We start from the raw sequence: 15,103 nt of genomic DNA, 5'->3' as shown, positions 1-15,103 counted from the left end.
ATGAAAGTGTACTTCGTTGGAGCGGGCCCCGGCGCCGCCGATTTGATCACCCTGCGCGGCGCGCGCCTGTTGGGCAGCGTCGACATGGTGCTGTACGCCGGCTCGCTGGTGCCGGTCGAAATGCTGACGCACTGCCGCGCGGACGCCGAAATCATCGACACCGCCAAGCTCGATCTGGAGCAGCAGCAGGCCTGCTACGTGCGCGCCCAGGAAATGGATATCGACGTGGTGCGCCTGCACTCGGGCGACCCGGCCATCTACGGCGCCACCGCCGAACAGATGCGCCGCCTCGATGCGCTGGGCATTGCCTATGAAGTGGTGCCGGGCGTGTCGTCGTTTACCGCCGCCGCCGCGGCGATCAGCGCCGAGCTGACCAAGCCGGAAGTGTCGCAGAGCGTGATCCTGACGCGCGTATCGGGCCGTGCGTCGGCCGTGCCGGAACGCGAATCGATCGCGCGCCTGGCCGAACACCGCGCCACCATGTGCATTTTCTTGTCCGGGCCGCACCTGAAAAAGATCGTCGGCGACCTGTCGCTGCACTATCCGCAAGATACGCCGGTGCGCCTGGTGTACCGCGCCACCTGGCCGGAACAGAAAATCTACCAGGGCACGCTCGGCACCGTCCTGGAAGACACCAGGCGTGGCGAGTGGAACCTGACCACGATGATGCTGGTCGGCGCGGCGCTCGACAAGGATGTCGCCGTCGAATCGAGCCTGTACTCGAAAGACTTCACGCACCTGTTCAGGGTCGTCAAGAAGAACAAGGCGGAGGCGGCGTCGTGAACGCAGCGCCGGCCATCTGGCTGGTGCGCACGCATGGCGAGGAGCTGGCGGCGGTGCTGCAAGCGGCGCTGGGCGCCGAGGTGTTTCGCCCGTGGTTGCAGGAAGGCGTCAGCCACAAGGCGCAGTTTGCCGAAACCTACCGCCGGCACGCGCAGTGGATCGTGATTGGCGCGACCGGCATCGCGGTGCGCTTTCTCGACGGCCTGGCGACGGACAAGCATACCGACCCGGCGGTCGTGGTGCTGGACGAAGCGGGGCGCTTTGCCATCTCGCTGCTGGCCGGGCACGAAGGCGGCGCCAATGCGCTCGCTTACAAGGTCGCGCGCACGGTCGGTGCGACCCCGGTGGTGAGCACCGCCACCGAGGCCTTGAAGCCGCTGGTGGTCGGCATCGGCTGCCGCAAGGGCGTTCCTGTGGAGCGGATCGAGGCGGCGGTGCGCCATGCGCTCGGCCAGCGCCGTATGGAAGAAGTGCGCGAGATGGCGACCGTGGACCTGAAGGCGAACGAAGCGGGCCTGCTGGAATTTTGCGAGCTGCATGGGCTGCCGCTGCGCGTGTTCGCGCGCGCGACCCTGGTGGCGCGCCCGTGGGTCAGCGTGCCGTCGGACTGGGTGCGCAGCAATGTGGGATTGGATGGCGTATGCGAGCCGTGCGCACTGGTCGCCAGCCCGCGCGGTGCGCTGCTGGTGCCAAAAACGTGCCTGGACGGCGTGGCCGTCGCGGTAGTTGAAGATAAATGGATGGAGATCTGATGAGTGGTGTATTGAATCTGGTGTCGGTCGGTCCCGGTTACGAGGACCTGATCGCACCGCGCGCGATTGCGGCGTTAAGGGACAGCGATGTGATCGTGGCGTACGAATTGTATTTGCGCTGGATCATGCCGCATGTGGAAGGCAAGGAAATCCACACGCCGCCGCTGACGCAGGAGCGCGAACGCGCCTTGCTGGCGATCGAAAAGGCCCGTGGCGGCGCACGCGTATCGCTCATTTCGAGCGGCGACATCGGCATTTACGCGATGGCCGCGCTGGCGTACGAAGAAATGAGCGAGGACGACACCTACCAGGTCAAGCTGATCCCGGGGATTACCTCGGCCAACGCCTGCGCCTCGCTGCTTGGTTCGCCCTTGTCGCACGATTTTGCCACCCTCAGCTTGTCGGACTTGCTGTGCCCCTGGGAGTGGATCGAGCACCGCGCGCGCCACATCGCCAAGGCCGACCTGGCGTGCGTGATGTACAACGTGCAAAGCGCCAGCCGCCAGCAGGGCGTGTACCGCGTGCTACAGCTGATGCTCGAATCGAAGGCACCGCATACCCTGTGCGGCGTGGTCAAGAACGCCTACCGTCCGGGTCAGGAAGTGAGCATCCACCGGCTCGACGAACTGCCGTCGCTGCAGTTCGACATGCTCACCACCATCGTGGTCGGCAACCGCTTCACCCAGCGCAAGCGCGGGCAGATTTTTACGCCGCGCGGCTACAACGACTGGGACGCCAAGGCCGACAGCACGCTGCCGCAACGCCAGGAACTGCCCGATGGCGGCGTGTGGGTATTCTCCGGCACCAGCGACGGCAATGCGCTGGCGGCGCGGCTGGCAGCCGGCCAGGCGCGCCCGGTGGTGGTGTCGGCGGCGACCGACCATGGCGGCGACGTGGCGATCAAGGCTTGCCCCGGCGCCACCGTCTGGGCCGGGCGCCAGGGCATCGAGGCGCGGCGCCAGGCGCTGGTGGCCAGCGGCGCGAAAGTGCTGGTGGACGCCACCCACCCTTACGCGACCAGCATGTCGGAGCAGTTGATCGGGCTGTCGCGCGAACTGGGCATTCCTTACCTGCGCTACGAGCGGCCGAGCAGTTTCAATGCCGATGGCGGCACCTTGTGCGCGTCGCCGCAAGACGCCGCCGCACGCGCCATCGCGACGGGCCAGCGCATCTTCCTGTCCACCGGGTCGAAAGACCTGGCGACCTTTTTGCATGCCGACGGCGCCGGCGACAAGCAGTGGTTCGCGCGCCTGACGGCCGAGCCGGAATTTATCGAACGCGCGGTCGCGCTGGGCGTGCCGCGCGAGCGCATTTGCGCCATGCAGGGGCCGTTCTCGAAGGATTTCAATATCGCCTTGTGGCGCGACTGGCAGATCGACTGCGTCATCACCAAGGATTCGGGCGACGCCGGCGGCTACGCGGCCAAGGTGGAGGCGGCAAAGGCACTCGGCATCGAACTGCTGGTGGTGCAACGCCCGCAGGTCGATTACCCGGCCATGTGCAACAGCGCCGATGAATTGATCGCGCAACTGGCAAAGCTGGACCTGGCATGAGGCAGCCGATCCCCGTCACCATCGTGACCGGCTTCCTCGGTTCCGGTAAAACGACGCTGCTACGCAGCCTGATCGAAAAGCGCCAGAGCCGCCGCCTGGCGCTGTTGATCAACGAGTTCGGCGAGATCTCGATCGACGGCGCGCTGGTGCGCGGCGAAGCGGGCGCGGACGACCAGGTGCGCGTGCATGATTTTCCGTATGGGCTGATCGCTTACGGCGACGACGAACTGTTTTTGCCGACCATGCGGGCGATTGCCGCGCGCCGCGCGAATGTCGATCACGTACTGATCGAAACGTCCGGCCTGGCCCTGCCCACGGCCATCATGGAGATGCTGCAAGGTCCCGAGCTGGCCGAGGACTTCATTCTCGACGCCACCCTGGCGGTGGTCGATACGCCGCTGCTGCTGTCGGACCAGTTCGAGAACGGCAGCGGCAGCGATGCGGCGGCCACGGTGTTCGGCCAGCAGCTGGAGTTTGCCGATGTGGTGGTGCTCAACAAGATCGATGACCTGGACGACGACGCGCTGCTGCTGGCGGAAACCCGGGTACGCGAGCGCGCGCCGAAGGTGCGTTTCCTGGAACTGGCGCACAAGGCGCAACTCGACATCCGCCTCGCGCTCGGGTTGCGCCTGCACCAGCCGACCCGCACCGAGCACACCCACAGCTACACGCCGCTGGCCACCATGCCCGGTCCTGGCGCCGGTGTGCTGGCCGAGCAGGGGCGCTTGAACGGGCATGCGCATTCGGGCCTGGCCGCGCATTCGCACGGACTGGCCACGCACAAGCATTTTCACGAGCAGGACCCCGGCTGGCTGTCCTTCGTGCTGCGCAGCGATGCCCCGCAAAGCGCCGACAAGGTGCGCCACGCCTTGCAGGAAGCGGTGCGGCTCGAACCGGTCTTGCGCAGCAAGGGCTTCATTCGCACCAGCGAGACCGGTCAGGCGGTGCTGGTGCAGGGCGTGCGTTCGCGCGTGATGATCAGCGTCGACGCGGTGCGGCCGGCGGCGCGCCGCTCCGAACTGGTTATCATCGGTTATCACGCCAGCCGCACGCGCGTGGCGGCGGTGCTGTCGGAACTGACCGGAACCAGCTGGCGATAAGCGCCCCGGCCATTCATTCATTTTTCTCATCTTGGAGCTTCACATGCAATCTAAATTCATCCGTACCCTGGCGCTGGCGCCCTTGTTCTACTGCGGCGCGGCGCTGGCCCATCCCGGTCATGACGGCGGCTTGCTGGCCGGTCTGGCGCATCCGTTTTCGGGCCTCGATCACATGCTGGCCGCCGTCGCCGTCGGTATCTGGGCCGCGCAGCTGGGCGGGCGCGCGCGCTGGTTGCTGCCACTGAGCTTCATCGCCTTGCTCGCCGCCGGCGGCATGATGGGCATGGCGGGCGTGGGCATCGCGGTACTGGAAAGCGCGATCATCGCGTCGGTGCTGGTGCTCGGCCTGTCGATCGCCTTCAAGGTCAAGCTGATGCCGGCGCTGGGCGCGTTGATGGTCGGTGCTTTCGCGCTCGTCCACGGTCTTGCGCATGGCGCGGAAATGCCGCACGTGGGCAGCGCCGCCATGTATTTTGCGGGCATCGTGGCGTCGAGCGTCGTGCTGCTGGCCGGCGGCATGGTCGCCGGTGCGGTTTTGCGCCAGCAGCAGGCATGGCTGCGCGGCGTGGGTGCGGTGATCGCGCTGGGCGGCGTCTGGATCGGCGCGGCTTTCTAAAGCAGCTGGGCGTGCTCTGCGCTCATGCCAACGGCCAGCGGGCCGCGTTCGCACAGGGCGATGTCCCAGTGCTGGTTTTCTACTGAAGGGAACAGCGCGGCGCCGGCCAGCACCAGGCGGCTGCTCGCTTTCCACAGGGGGAGCGGGATGTCGGCGTCGGCGCCGGCCAGCTTCCAGCTAGCGTACACGATATGCGGGCCGTGCGCGCGCATCGCCACGGTCACGCGCAGGCCGCCGAGGCGGTGCGGTGAGGGCAGTTCTTGCAGCAGGTAGCCGCGCGCGCACGGCAGATCGAGCAGTTGCACCAGGTCGGCCAGCGCAATCAGCGCACCGTTGCCGAGCACCGCGGCGTCACTGTCTTTCTCGTAACTGATCGCTGAAAAAATCTCCGCACCGCCATCATCCGACACCGGCACGAACTTTAGCGGGTAGACCGCCGCATCGCGCAGGTAGCGGCGCGCTTCGGCCGCGCTGTGCAGCATTCGCACACCATCGATGGCGCAAGCGGCGCAATTGAACAGGGCCGCCACGCGCGGGCAGGGCAGGGCATGCGCCTGCATCGCGGCATAAAACGCGATCCGGTCGGGCGCGCAGGCAGCTTGCGGCGCTTGTGGGCGTGGCGCCGGCAAGGCGTGGAACATCCGCCAGATCAGGTCGTACGCCTGCGCGAACCCGCTTTTGTGCATTGCGTCCGCCTGGCTGAAGTAAAACATGGATTTCCCCTGCTGTTTGTGTGGGCGCAACATTCCTATAGGTAACGTTACCGCGAAGAATTAGCAGCGAGCATGATGCAAGCCAAGCTTGGCGCCAGCCGTGCGAAAACGCCACAGCTTGGCCCGGTACAGCACGGATGCGTCCGCCACCGGCTGGCGCGAACCGGGCCACACGATCGCGCTGCAAGTGGGGGATATTGTCTTGGCCAACCCGCAGTTCCGGATCATGCAGGGTAGGGATGCTGCCGGGGCGGCCTTGCCTGGTACGCTGAGCGGGCGTGTTAAACTTTGCCAAACAGGCACTATTTTCAGGAGGAATCACATGACGCATCCGACCGGTTCGGACCATCCGGACCCCGCTGCGATAGCGCCGTTCATCGCCGAACTTGCTGCGTATTTTGACAGGCCCTTGAACCCCGACTATGTCGGTAACTTCGACATCGAACTCAATTTGCTGGACCGGGCCCAATCCGAGGAACTGACAACCATCCTTCAGGATGGGAGCCTGGTGACGATCCACGGCGGCGTTGTGCTCGACGATGGCAACACCAGTGACCATCACTTGTACCTGACGCGTGGGCCATTCGCCGGCGGGATCCTGTTTCTTCCGCACGACAGCGACTTTTGGAATGTGGCCTTCGTTTCGCTCGACGCCTTCCTCGACGCCGTCAAAAGCGCCTGGGAAACCAACACCTGGCTGAGCGACAACCATCCCCCGACGACGCCCTTGCACCGCGATCCGGCCGTCCTTGGCACGTTCATCCATGACTTGCTCGACCGCGACGAGGAGCGTGAAGAGTGCGTCATTCAATCGGCCATTTACTCCCTCGCGCCGGTCGATCCGGACTTGCTCATGCGGCTGGCGCTCCATCCGAATTTTCTGTATGCCGAGGCGGTGGCGGGGCAAATCGCGACGTATCCAGCGCTTGCGCTGCGGCCGCTCGCCCAGTTGTGCAGTGAGCACAAGGTCGGTCAGGTTGCAGGGGCGGGACAGCGCGCCCTGGCGGCGATCGACCGCTTGGGTAGCACCCCCGGCCCGGATGGAGAAGTGTAAAAGATGAGACAGCGCAAGAGGCCAAAGCGCAAAAAGGCCCTCAGCCTGGCCAGTGATGGGCGCAATACGCTGGCCGAGGCGCGCAGCAAGGCGTGCAAGTGAAATGATCCGTTCCGAAACGGCGCAAGCCATGGTGCTTCGCCGCTCCGAAGGTGACCCATCGTCGGCACGCTACGAAAAATTCGCGGTGCAATCCTGTCAATTATCCAGGCAAGGCGACTACTGGGTTGTTTGCGTCAATCCAGCCGCTTACCTCCTGCATGGACGCGCCGAGCATTGCCTCGTTGGGGCGAATGCGCATCTGCTCGACGTCATTTCCGGCCAGATTGAAACAGTCGCGAGCTGCAGGCCTGTCGAAGACTATCTGCAGGATAAGTATGACGTGCAGGGTGCCGCGGGAATGCACTACATGCTCACGCCCGCGTTTGATCGCACCGACAAGGCGGCAGTGATCCGTATTCGGCAGGCATGCGGCTGCTCGATGCGGGAGGCGATGAAACTGGCCTCGCCGGAGCATCATTGCTGGCTTGCCGGACCGCGTCGTGTGTTGCGATGGGCCCAGGGCGAACTGACGCTCAAGAACATCGTCACCGATATCATCCTCGCGCCCGATGCAGAGGACGCAGTCGACATCGACGACAGCATATGGCACTGGGACTTATTGAAAGCCAGGCTGGCGCTCAGGATACGCGCCGTGTAACATGGCTTGTCGTTCCACTTCAGCTTAGCGAGTCCGGCCGCATCGACTGCCCGGACATCCGCCACCGGCAGGGCGGTGGTAAACCGGCTGCCCTTGCCCGCGCCTGCGCCGCAGGCGCTTACACTGCCGCTGCGCAGCTCCGCCAGTGTGCGCACCAGCGCCAGGACCGGCCCGAGCCTGCCGATGGGGAATCAAGCGCGTCGATAGTAATGACTGCTGGTTCCCGATTACCGGCACCGAGACTTGGTATTGATGGCGCAGGAAGAACGCGGTCGTGTGGATGATCAGGCAGCCATTAGCGGTATCACAACAGGCGGTGCAGGCGCAACCGTGTGCGCGCCGCGCGTCCGCCCTCCAAAACAGACGGGTGTGGTGTCTGTTGGACAAAGCTTCTCAATTCAATCGGCATGACAATTTCCCGAATTTTTTCATGCTATAGTTTCTTGGCAATATGGTTCCGCAAGCCGCCAAGGGAAGTCGTACCTGCTACGGCGTGGTATCGAATCGATTGCAGCGACGGCGTGTTTTTCATTTGGCGTATTGGTTGACATTGAGGTGGCCTCACGTGCCGGTCGTCACCACTGAGGCTCAGGTGAATTTCCCACAGAAGGAAGCCTGCCATGAAGCGCACACCAGAGTCCCCGGCTCAGTCCGAAGCCAAGGCCCGCTCGGGCATTACCGGACTTGACGAGATGACCGGCGGCGGCCTGCCGCGCGGCCGCACGACCTTGCTGGCCGGCGGCCCCGGTTCCGGCAAGACCGTGGTGTCGCTGCAGTTCCTGGTCAATGGCGCCCGCCATTGCCACGAGCCGGGGATCTTCGTCGCCTTCGAGGAATCATCGGAACGCATCGTGGCCAATGCGCAAGGCTTTGGCTGGGGCATCGCCGAATTACAGAAAAATAATCAACTCTGCTTCCTGGACGCGCAGCCCGCGCCCGACCTGGTCTTGTCCGGTCATTTCGACTTGAGCGGCATGCTGGCGGTGCTGGACGCACAGGTCAAGGCATTGAATGCCAGGCGTGTTGTCGTCGACGCGCTCGATATTGTGCTGGCGCTGTTGCCCGACCCCTTGTCGAAGCGGCGCGAGATATACCGGCTGCACGACTGGCTGCTGTCGAATGGCTTGACGGCCATTATCACGGCCAAGGCCGACGTTTATACGCCAGGCGCGGTGGTCGAGCATTCGCTCGGGTTCATGCAGTTCATGGTCGACTGCTCCATGCTGCTCAATCATAGCGTGGTGCTGGGCGTTTCCCAGCGCAATATCCGGATCCAGAAATATCGCGGCGCGGTGTTCGACGAAAACGAATCGCCCTTTTTGATCAGCAAGAATGGCTTCGAAGTGGCCGTCGCGCGCACCCTGGGCCGGCTCGATACGCTGGTCTCGAGCGAACGGGTGTCGAGCGGTGTGGAGCGGCTCGACACCATGCTGGGCGGCGGCTATTACCGCGGCGCGAGCGTCCTCATCACCGGTTTTCCCGGCACCGCCAAGACTACCCTGAGCGGCGCCTTCGCCGAGGCCGCGTGCCGGCGCGGCGAACGCACGATGTTCGTCAGCTTCGATTCCGACGGTTCCGAAATCGTGCGCAACCTCAATTCGGTGGGCATCCGCCTCGAACCCTTCGTCCGGAGCGGCGTGCTGCGCATGGTCTCGGCGCGCACCATTACCGGCAGTGCCGAGACCTACCTGGGGCGCATCAAGGCGCTGGCCGAGGAACACCAGGCGCGCTGCCTGGTCATCGATCCGGTCTCGACCCTGTCGAAGTCGGGTAACGAGATGACCGCGCACAATGTCGCCGAGCGCCTGATCGACTGGTCCAAGGGGGCCGGCACCACGCTCGTATGCACCAGCCTGCTCGACGAGATGGCGTCCCAGAACGAGGGCGGTTCGCCGTTGCAGATATCGACCCTGGCCGATACCTGGATTCACCTGAACTACCTGGTCCAGGGTGGCGAGCGCAACCGTGGCATGTCGATCATCAAGTCGCGCGGAACTTCGCATTCGAACCAGGTGCGCGAATTGATCTTGAGCGACAAGGGCGTGACCCTGGCCGACACCTACACCGCCGGCGGCGAAGTGCTGATGGGGACGATGCGCTGGCAAAAGGAGAGCGCCGAGAGGGTGGCGGCCGAAGTGGCCGAAGCGGCCGCCAGGCTCAAGAAAGTGCGGCTCGACGCCGAGGAAGCCGAGCTGGAAGTGCGGGTCAAGTCCTTGCAGGCCGAACTGATCGCCAAGCAGGCCGAGAAAGCCCTGCTGGCCAGCGCGGCCGAGAGCCGTGCCCGCGAACTGACGCGCGGGCGCAGCGAAATGGCCGAATTGCGCGGGGCCGACGCCGCCCAGCCGCAAGCCGGTGCGCCATGAGCGAGCCTGCGCCCATGTTTGTCTTTCGCCTCTACGTGGCGGGCGAGGCCCAGAATTCGGTGCAGGCCCGGGCCAACCTGCGCGCCCTGTGCCAAGCCTATCTGCCCGGGCGCCACCAGATCGAGGTGCTCGATGTGTTTCGCGAACCGGCGCGCGCGCTCGAGGACGCCATCTTCATGACCCCGACCCTGATCAAGCTCGCTCCCGCCAGCGTGCGCCGCATCGTCGGCACGCTCAGCCAGACCGAGTCGGTGCTGCTGGCGCTCGGGCTGGAGGAGCGCCTGCCATGAACAGCGGCCTGGAAAGCGGGACCCAGGGCGCCGAAGTGACGGCCCTGATCGCCGCGCTGCAGGCCAATGTGGCGCGCCTGGAAGAATTGACCGGCGGCGAAATCGATACCATCACCGATCCGCATGGCCAGCCATTCCTGCTGCGCCGCGCCCAGGCGCAGCTGCGCCTGAACGACGCCAGCCGGCTCGATGCGATCCTCAACTCCTTGCCGGCCTACATTGCAATCCTCGACGCCGATGGCGCCATCATGTCGGTCAACCAGGCGTGGACGGCGTTCGGCAAGCCGCTGGCCCTGGGCGCGGCCGGCCCGGGACATGCAGTCGGCACCAACGTGCTCGAGCAATGCGCGCTGGAGGACGGTCCAGGCGCGGCCCAGGCGCTCGAGGTGGCCGACGGGATCGGCCAGGTGCTCGCCGGCCGTACCCGCCATTGGTCCTTCGAGTACGCCTGCGGCGCCGGAACGACCCAGTCGTCGCTGCTGCTGACCGTCACGCCCCTGGCCGACAAGAATCTGCATGGCGTGGTCGTGATGTACATGGATATCAGCGAGCGCAAACGCGGCGAGGACGAGCTGCGCCGCTTCCGCACCGCGATGGATTGCACCGACGATGCGATTTTCCTGCTCAACTGCACCAGCATGCGCTTCGTCGAACTGAATGCCGCAGCCTGCAGGATGCTCGACTATTGCCGCGAGGAATTGCTCGACATGGGGCCGTGCGATATAACGGCCGAGTCGAGCTTGGAGCAGATGACGGCCTTGTACGAACACCTCAAGGCCAACAGCGGCAGCAGCCTGTCGGACGAGATGGCGTTGATCCGCAAGGATGGTTCCCAGGTGCATGTCGAGTTTCACCAGCAAGCCTTGCAATCGGGAGGGGACTGGATTATCGTCGCCGTGGTGCGCGATATCAGCGAGCGCAAGGAGGCGGCGCAGCGCCTGCAGTACCAGGCCCATCATGACGGCCTGACGGGTTTGCCGAACCGCACCTTGTTCTACGATACCCTGACCCGGACGCTGCAGCAGGCAACCGAGCATGGGTGGACGCTTGCCGTGCTGTTTCTCGATCTCGACAACTTCAAGGCCGTCAACGATACCCTCGGTCATGGGGTGGGCGACGACCTGCTGGTCCAGTTCGCGCACCGCCTGCTCGGCTGCGTGCGCGCGCGCGACACGGTCGGGCGCCTGGGCGGCGATGAATTCGGCGTGATCCTGGTGACGCAGGATGAACAGAACGATGCCGCCGCCGTGGCCTGCAAGATCCGCGAGGTGCTGCGCACCCCGTTCGTATTGGGCCAGCATGAATTGCACGTCACGGCCAGCATCGGCATTACCATGCACCCGCTCGACGCCAGCCAGCCCGACGAACTGATCAAGTACGCCGACACGGCGATGTACCGCGCCAAGCACGCCGGGCGCGATACCTTCCGCTTTTTCACGGCCCAGATGAATGTCGAGGTGCTGGCCCGGCTCGAGCTGGAAAAAGCCTTGCGGCGGGCCTTCGAGAATGGCGAATTCGTCCTGCACTACCAGCCCAAGGTTGCCCTCGACAGCGGCAGCGTGGCCGGCGTCGAAGCGCTGCTGCGCTGGGAGCGGCCGGGGCATGGCCTGGTCGCGCCGGACCTGTTCATCGGCTCGCTCGAGGATACCGGGCTGATTCTGAAAGTCGGCAGCTGGATCATCGATCAGGCCTGCCGCCAGGTCGGCCAGTGGCTGCTCTCGTCGGTGGGGCGCTTGCAGGTGTCGGTCAATGTGGCGGGGCGCCAGCTGGCCGAGGGCGACATCAACGCCGATTTCGTCGCCGCGCTGGCGCGCCACGGCGTGCCGCCCGAGCTGCTTGAAGTGGAACTGACGGAAAGTTCCCTGATGGCCAACACGGACCGCACGATCCGCACGCTGAGGGACTTGAAACGGCTCGGCGTACACATTTCGATCGATGATTTCGGTACCGGGTATTCGAGCCTGGCTTACCTGCGCCGCTTCCCCATCGACAAGCTCAAGATCGACATTGCCTTCATCCGCGAAGTGACCAGCAATCCGGACGATGCGGCCATCGTGCAGGCGATCGTGGGCATGGCCCACAGCCTCAAGCTCGAGGTGATCGCCGAAGGCGTCGAGACGGCCGCCCAGCTCGCGTTTTTGAAACGCCATCGCTGCGACCAGGTGCAGGGCTATTTTTTCAGCCGGCCGCTGGCGCTGCCCGCGCTTGAAAGCTTGCTGCTCAAGGACCGCCAGATGCCGCTGCCCGCGGCGCCAACGCCGCCCCATCGCAAGACCTTGCTGCTGGTCGACGACGAGGCCAACGTGCTCTCTTCGCTGCGGCGCCTGCTGCGCGACGACGGCTACCACATCCTGTGTGCGGGCTCGGCCGCCGAAGGGTTCGACCTGCTGGCGCAGCACAGCGTCCAGGTGATCGTCTGCGACCAGCGCATGCCGGACATGAACGGCACCGAGTTCTTCGGCCGGGTCAAGGAAATGTACCAGGACAGCATCCGTATTATCCTGTCCGGCTACGCCGATCTCGACTCTGTCATCAAGGCCGTGAACAAGGGGGCGATTTACCGTTTTTATACCAAGCCATGGGACGACGCCGTGTTGCGCGCCGACTTGTGCGAGGCCTTCCGCCAACACAGCCTGTTGCACGACGCCGAACCGGACCACGGCAACTGCGCCTGTCCCGCCAGCGACTATCAGACCGGGAGCGTCGCCCAGCTCGCGCAAGCCGACGGCCCGCCCGGGTGAGCTCACGCAAATGAGCGCAAGGCGGCGAAGGCCGGGACCGCGCCAACGCTGCGCGTTCGGATGAGCGCGATTTAGCCGACCGCCGTGCCCATTGCCGCGGTTTGGTCGACCATGCCGGCCGCGCGCATGTCCGCCGCCGGCAGCTCGATGGTAAACCGGCTGCCTTGGCCCGCGCCCTCGCTGTACGCGCTCACGCTGCCGCCATGCAGCTCCACCAGTTTGCGCACCAGCGCCAGTCCCAGCCCGAGCCCGCCGGTGGCCCGGTCCGGCGTGCGCCGCCCCTGCGAAAACAGTTCGAACACGCGCGGCAGCAGTTCCGGCTCGATGCCGTTGCCGTTGTCGCTCACCTCGATGCTGACCCGCTCGCCGTCGCGCGCCAGGGTCACCCGGATCGACGACTGCGGCGGCGAATACTTGGCGGCGTTGACCAGCAGGTTGGTCAGCACCTGGATCAGGCGCGTGGCGTCGCCGCGCACCCAGTATTGATCTTCTCCGCAGACGGTGTCGAAGTGGTGCGCGCCCTTGAGCATGGCGCCCATGGTCTGTTCGACGGCGGCGGCCAGGATGGCGCGCATCGACACCGGTTTTTTCTCCAGCGTGATCAGGCCGCGCGTCACCCTCGACACGTCGAGCAAGTCGTTCACCAGGTGATTCATATGGTCCACCTGGCGCGAGATGATGTCGCCCGCCTGGCGCATCTGTTCGGGCGAGATATTCGGCATCTTGAGCAGGTGGGCGGCGGTGCTGATCGGCGCCATCGGGTTGCGCAGCTCGTGCCCGAGCATGGCCAGGAATTCATCCTTGGAGCGGTTCTGGCCCTCGGCGATTTCGCGCGCCTGCTGCGCTTCGGACAACAAGCGTTCGCGCTCGGCCGAGGCGCTCGCCAGCAAGTGGGCGCCCAGGTACACATTCTGGTCGAGCCGGTCGACTTCCGTGATGCCCGAGTACAGCGGCAGCCGGGTCGGCCCGCTCACCATCGCGCGCGCCGCCTCGCCGGTGCGGGCAATCGCGCGGGTGACGCGCGCGCTGAACAGCAGGGCGGCGGCGCCGGCCAGCAGCAGGGCGATCAGCAGCCCCGATACCGAATAGAGCACCGTGCGGCGCGCGGTGCCGTCGATCGCGGCGCGCGGGGCCGACATCGCCACCCACCAGCCCGACACGGTGGACACGGTCAGCATCGCGTAGCGTCCGTCCGCCGTGGTCACCAGGCCGTTCTCGCGCAGGCGGATCGCGACCAGCACCGGCGGCGGCGCCAGGCTGCCCACGGCCGCGTGCTTGCCGTTGCTGGCCAACAGGCGGCCCTGGCGGTCGTACACGCTGAAGGTGGTGCCCTCGGCGTCCGGCGCGGGCAGGGCGCGCAGCAGGTCGTCGACGTCGAAGCCATAGCCGAGCACGTAGCGCACGCCATTGTCGAGGAACACTGGAAAGTCGACTTTGACGACGTAGTTGTCGGGTAATTTGCCCGGCAACAGGTCGGAGATGGCATACGCCGCGCTCGAGAGCATGCGGTCGACCCGGGCGCGCTCCCTGGCGCGGGTGTCGGGCAGGCTTGCATCCGGCGGGCGGGTGGTATCGACCAGCAACTGCCCGCTGTCGTCGAGCAGCTCGATCCAGGCGCCGTCGTTGCCGGCCATCGCGCGCGCCTTGATGCCGAACTGGGCGATTTGCCCGGATTCGAGTTTGTTCGAACTGCTGAGACCGCGAATCAGGCCGATCGCCTGGTGCCACTGGCCATCGACGGCGATCGAGGTGGCGCGCGCCGCCAGTTTCATGGACAGCACGGCGGCGTCGCGCTCGGCCTGGATCAGGCGGCTCAGCGGGACGGTGGAAAACAAAATCACCGGCGCCAGCGCCGCCACGATCATCAAGGCAAGGAAGGACCGAATCTTCATGATAACTCTTCCGGGAGGACACGCCTGCGCGAGCGGAGTCGCCCAAGCATTGCATCCCATTAAGCTTAGCATGTCTTTACGATCAAGATTCCTATTAGTATTTCTTTACTGTTGGATTAGGGTAACGCCACTTGACGCGGCGCTCCCCATGCGTTCTAAGGATTCCAGCCGAGGCCGTTGTTCCAGGCGGAAAATACCTTGGCGCGCGTGGCAAACCCGGCCGTCATTTCTTCCTCGCTCAGCAGGTAGCCGCCGGCCCGCGCCGCCAGGTCCAGCGGCGCACCCTGCAAGTCGGTGCTGCCGCATTCGCGCCAGCCCGACAGCGCGTTCGGCTGGACCGGATTGGGCGCCGGCTGGCCGTTGACGCCAGGTCCGGCCCAGCCGGCCTGGGTCACGTGGACGTCCATCTTGCAGTTGACCGGTTGCGCGGCAAACCTCGCCCTTCAGGGCGGGGTCAAGAGCGCGAACGGCGCAGCCGTCCGGTTTGGTGCGTCTAGTGCGGCGTCTGCTGCTGTTCGATGTACTGCCGGATAACGGCGATAGGCG

13 protein-coding genes are annotated in these 15,103 nt (G+C 65.4%); 10 read left to right on the top strand and 3 right to left on the bottom strand.

Going from position 1 to position 15,103, the window contains the following annotated elements; all coding sequences use genetic code 11:
- Genes cobM through F1735_RS21365 form a run of 5 tightly spaced genes read left to right on the top strand, consistent with a single transcriptional unit; the run spans position 1 to position 4,804 of the window.
- A complete protein-coding gene (cobM, locus tag F1735_RS21385) occupies positions 1-783 on the top strand; it encodes a precorrin-4 C(11)-methyltransferase (RefSeq protein ID WP_167238833.1) in 783 nt (260 codons plus the stop codon).
- A complete protein-coding gene (locus F1735_RS21380) occupies positions 780-1,535 on the top strand; it encodes a cobalamin biosynthesis protein (protein ID WP_373888562.1) in 756 nt (251 codons plus the stop codon). The genes cobM and F1735_RS21380 overlap by 4 nt, the downstream gene beginning before the upstream one ends.
- Positions 1,535-3,088: a precorrin-3B C(17)-methyltransferase gene (gene cobJ / locus F1735_RS21375; RefSeq protein WP_167238832.1), complete on the top strand. Its 1,554-nt coding sequence runs from the start codon at positions 1,535-1,537 to the stop codon at positions 3,086-3,088. The genes F1735_RS21380 and cobJ overlap by 1 nt, the downstream gene beginning before the upstream one ends.
- A complete protein-coding gene (locus F1735_RS21370; RefSeq protein ID WP_167238831.1) occupies positions 3,085-4,188 on the top strand; it encodes a CobW family GTP-binding protein in 1,104 nt (367 codons plus the stop codon). The genes cobJ and F1735_RS21370 overlap by 4 nt, the downstream gene beginning before the upstream one ends.
- Before the next feature lie 43 nt (positions 4,189-4,231).
- Positions 4,232-4,804, top strand: coding sequence for a HupE/UreJ family protein (locus F1735_RS21365; RefSeq protein ID WP_167238830.1), 573 nt, complete (start codon positions 4,232-4,234; stop codon positions 4,802-4,804).
- Here the strand turns inward: F1735_RS21365 and F1735_RS21360 are convergent.
- Entirely contained in the window at positions 4,801-5,517 is a 717-nt protein-coding gene (locus F1735_RS21360; RefSeq protein ID WP_167238829.1) for a hypothetical protein, read from the bottom strand. The genes F1735_RS21365 and F1735_RS21360 overlap by 4 nt on opposite strands.
- Positions 5,518-5,839: 322 nt before the next feature.
- Here F1735_RS21360 and F1735_RS21355 point away from each other — a divergent pair, with 322 nt between their 5' ends.
- The 5 genes from F1735_RS21355 to F1735_RS21335 all read left to right on the top strand — a co-directional run bounded on the left by F1735_RS21355 (position 5,840) and on the right by F1735_RS21335 (position 12,665).
- Positions 5,840-6,571: a hypothetical protein gene (locus F1735_RS21355; RefSeq protein WP_167238828.1), complete on the top strand. Its 732-nt coding sequence runs from the start codon at positions 5,840-5,842 to the stop codon at positions 6,569-6,571.
- A gap of 103 nt (positions 6,572-6,674) precedes the next feature.
- Positions 6,675-7,271, top strand: coding sequence for a hypothetical protein (locus tag F1735_RS21350; protein WP_167238827.1), 597 nt, complete (start codon positions 6,675-6,677; stop codon positions 7,269-7,271).
- Between the two features lie 620 nt (positions 7,272-7,891).
- Complete coding sequence (gene kaiC, locus F1735_RS21345) at positions 7,892-9,634, top strand: circadian clock protein KaiC (RefSeq protein ID WP_167238826.1); 1,743 nt, start codon at positions 7,892-7,894, stop codon at positions 9,632-9,634.
- A 14-nt stretch (positions 9,635-9,648) separates the two neighbouring features.
- The gene (locus F1735_RS21340; RefSeq protein ID WP_167238825.1) at positions 9,649-9,924 is read left to right on the top strand and encodes a circadian clock KaiB family protein; all 276 of its coding nucleotides are present in this window, start codon (positions 9,649-9,651) and stop codon (positions 9,922-9,924) included.
- On the top strand, positions 9,921-12,665 hold the full coding sequence (locus F1735_RS21335) for an EAL domain-containing protein (protein WP_167238824.1): 2,745 nt from the start codon (positions 9,921-9,923) through the stop codon (positions 12,663-12,665). The genes F1735_RS21340 and F1735_RS21335 overlap by 4 nt, the downstream gene beginning before the upstream one ends.
- 71 nt (positions 12,666-12,736) lie before the next feature.
- On the opposite strand, the gene F1735_RS21330 is transcribed toward F1735_RS21335, so the two are convergent.
- Positions 12,737-14,557: a sensor histidine kinase gene (locus F1735_RS21330; RefSeq protein WP_167238823.1), complete on the bottom strand. Its 1,821-nt coding sequence runs from the start codon at positions 14,555-14,557 to the stop codon at positions 12,737-12,739.
- 155 nt (positions 14,558-14,712) lie between these two features.
- Positions 14,713-14,964, bottom strand: a complete 252-nt coding sequence (locus tag F1735_RS21325; protein ID WP_167238822.1) for a hypothetical protein — start codon at positions 14,962-14,964, stop codon at positions 14,713-14,715.
- Positions 14,965-15,103 lie beyond the last annotated feature (139 nt).

The organism is Massilia genomosp. 1 (assembly GCF_011682185.1).
Lineage (GTDB): Bacteria > Pseudomonadota > Gammaproteobacteria > Burkholderiales > Burkholderiaceae_D > Telluria_A > Telluria_A rubra.
Note: the sequence above shows the minus strand (reverse complement) of the source record. Positions and strands in the feature narration are given on the sequence as shown.

What these genes read in the sequence shown, in the direction of transcription:
- F1735_RS21370 (WP_167238831.1), top strand. Translation starts at nt 3,085, where the DNA reads ATGAGGCAGCCGATCCCCGTCACCATCGTGACCGGCTTCCTCGGTTCC.
- cobM (WP_167238833.1), top strand. Translation starts at nt 1, where the DNA reads ATGAAAGTGTACTTCGTTGGAGCGGGCCCCGGCGCCGCCGATTTGATC.
- F1735_RS21365 (WP_167238830.1), top strand. Translation starts at nt 4,232, where the DNA reads ATGCAATCTAAATTCATCCGTACCCTGGCGCTGGCGCCCTTGTTCTAC.
- F1735_RS21325 (WP_167238822.1), bottom strand. Translation starts at nt 14,964, where the DNA reads ATGGACGTCCACGTGACCCAGGCCGGCTGGGCCGGACCTGGCGTCAAC.
- F1735_RS21330 (WP_167238823.1), bottom strand. Translation starts at nt 14,557, where the DNA reads ATGAAGATTCGGTCCTTCCTTGCCTTGATGATCGTGGCGGCGCTGGCG.
- F1735_RS21340 (WP_167238825.1), top strand. Translation starts at nt 9,649, where the DNA reads ATGTTTGTCTTTCGCCTCTACGTGGCGGGCGAGGCCCAGAATTCGGTG.
- F1735_RS21355 (WP_167238828.1), top strand. Translation starts at nt 5,840, where the DNA reads ATGACGCATCCGACCGGTTCGGACCATCCGGACCCCGCTGCGATAGCG.
- F1735_RS21360 (WP_167238829.1), bottom strand. Translation starts at nt 5,517, where the DNA reads ATGTTTTACTTCAGCCAGGCGGACGCAATGCACAAAAGCGGGTTCGCG.
- F1735_RS21335 (WP_167238824.1), top strand. Translation starts at nt 9,921, where the DNA reads ATGAACAGCGGCCTGGAAAGCGGGACCCAGGGCGCCGAAGTGACGGCC.
- F1735_RS21350 (WP_167238827.1), top strand. Translation starts at nt 6,675, where the DNA reads ATGATCCGTTCCGAAACGGCGCAAGCCATGGTGCTTCGCCGCTCCGAA.
- kaiC (WP_167238826.1), top strand. Translation starts at nt 7,892, where the DNA reads ATGAAGCGCACACCAGAGTCCCCGGCTCAGTCCGAAGCCAAGGCCCGC.
- cobJ (WP_167238832.1), top strand. Translation starts at nt 1,535, where the DNA reads ATGAGTGGTGTATTGAATCTGGTGTCGGTCGGTCCCGGTTACGAGGAC.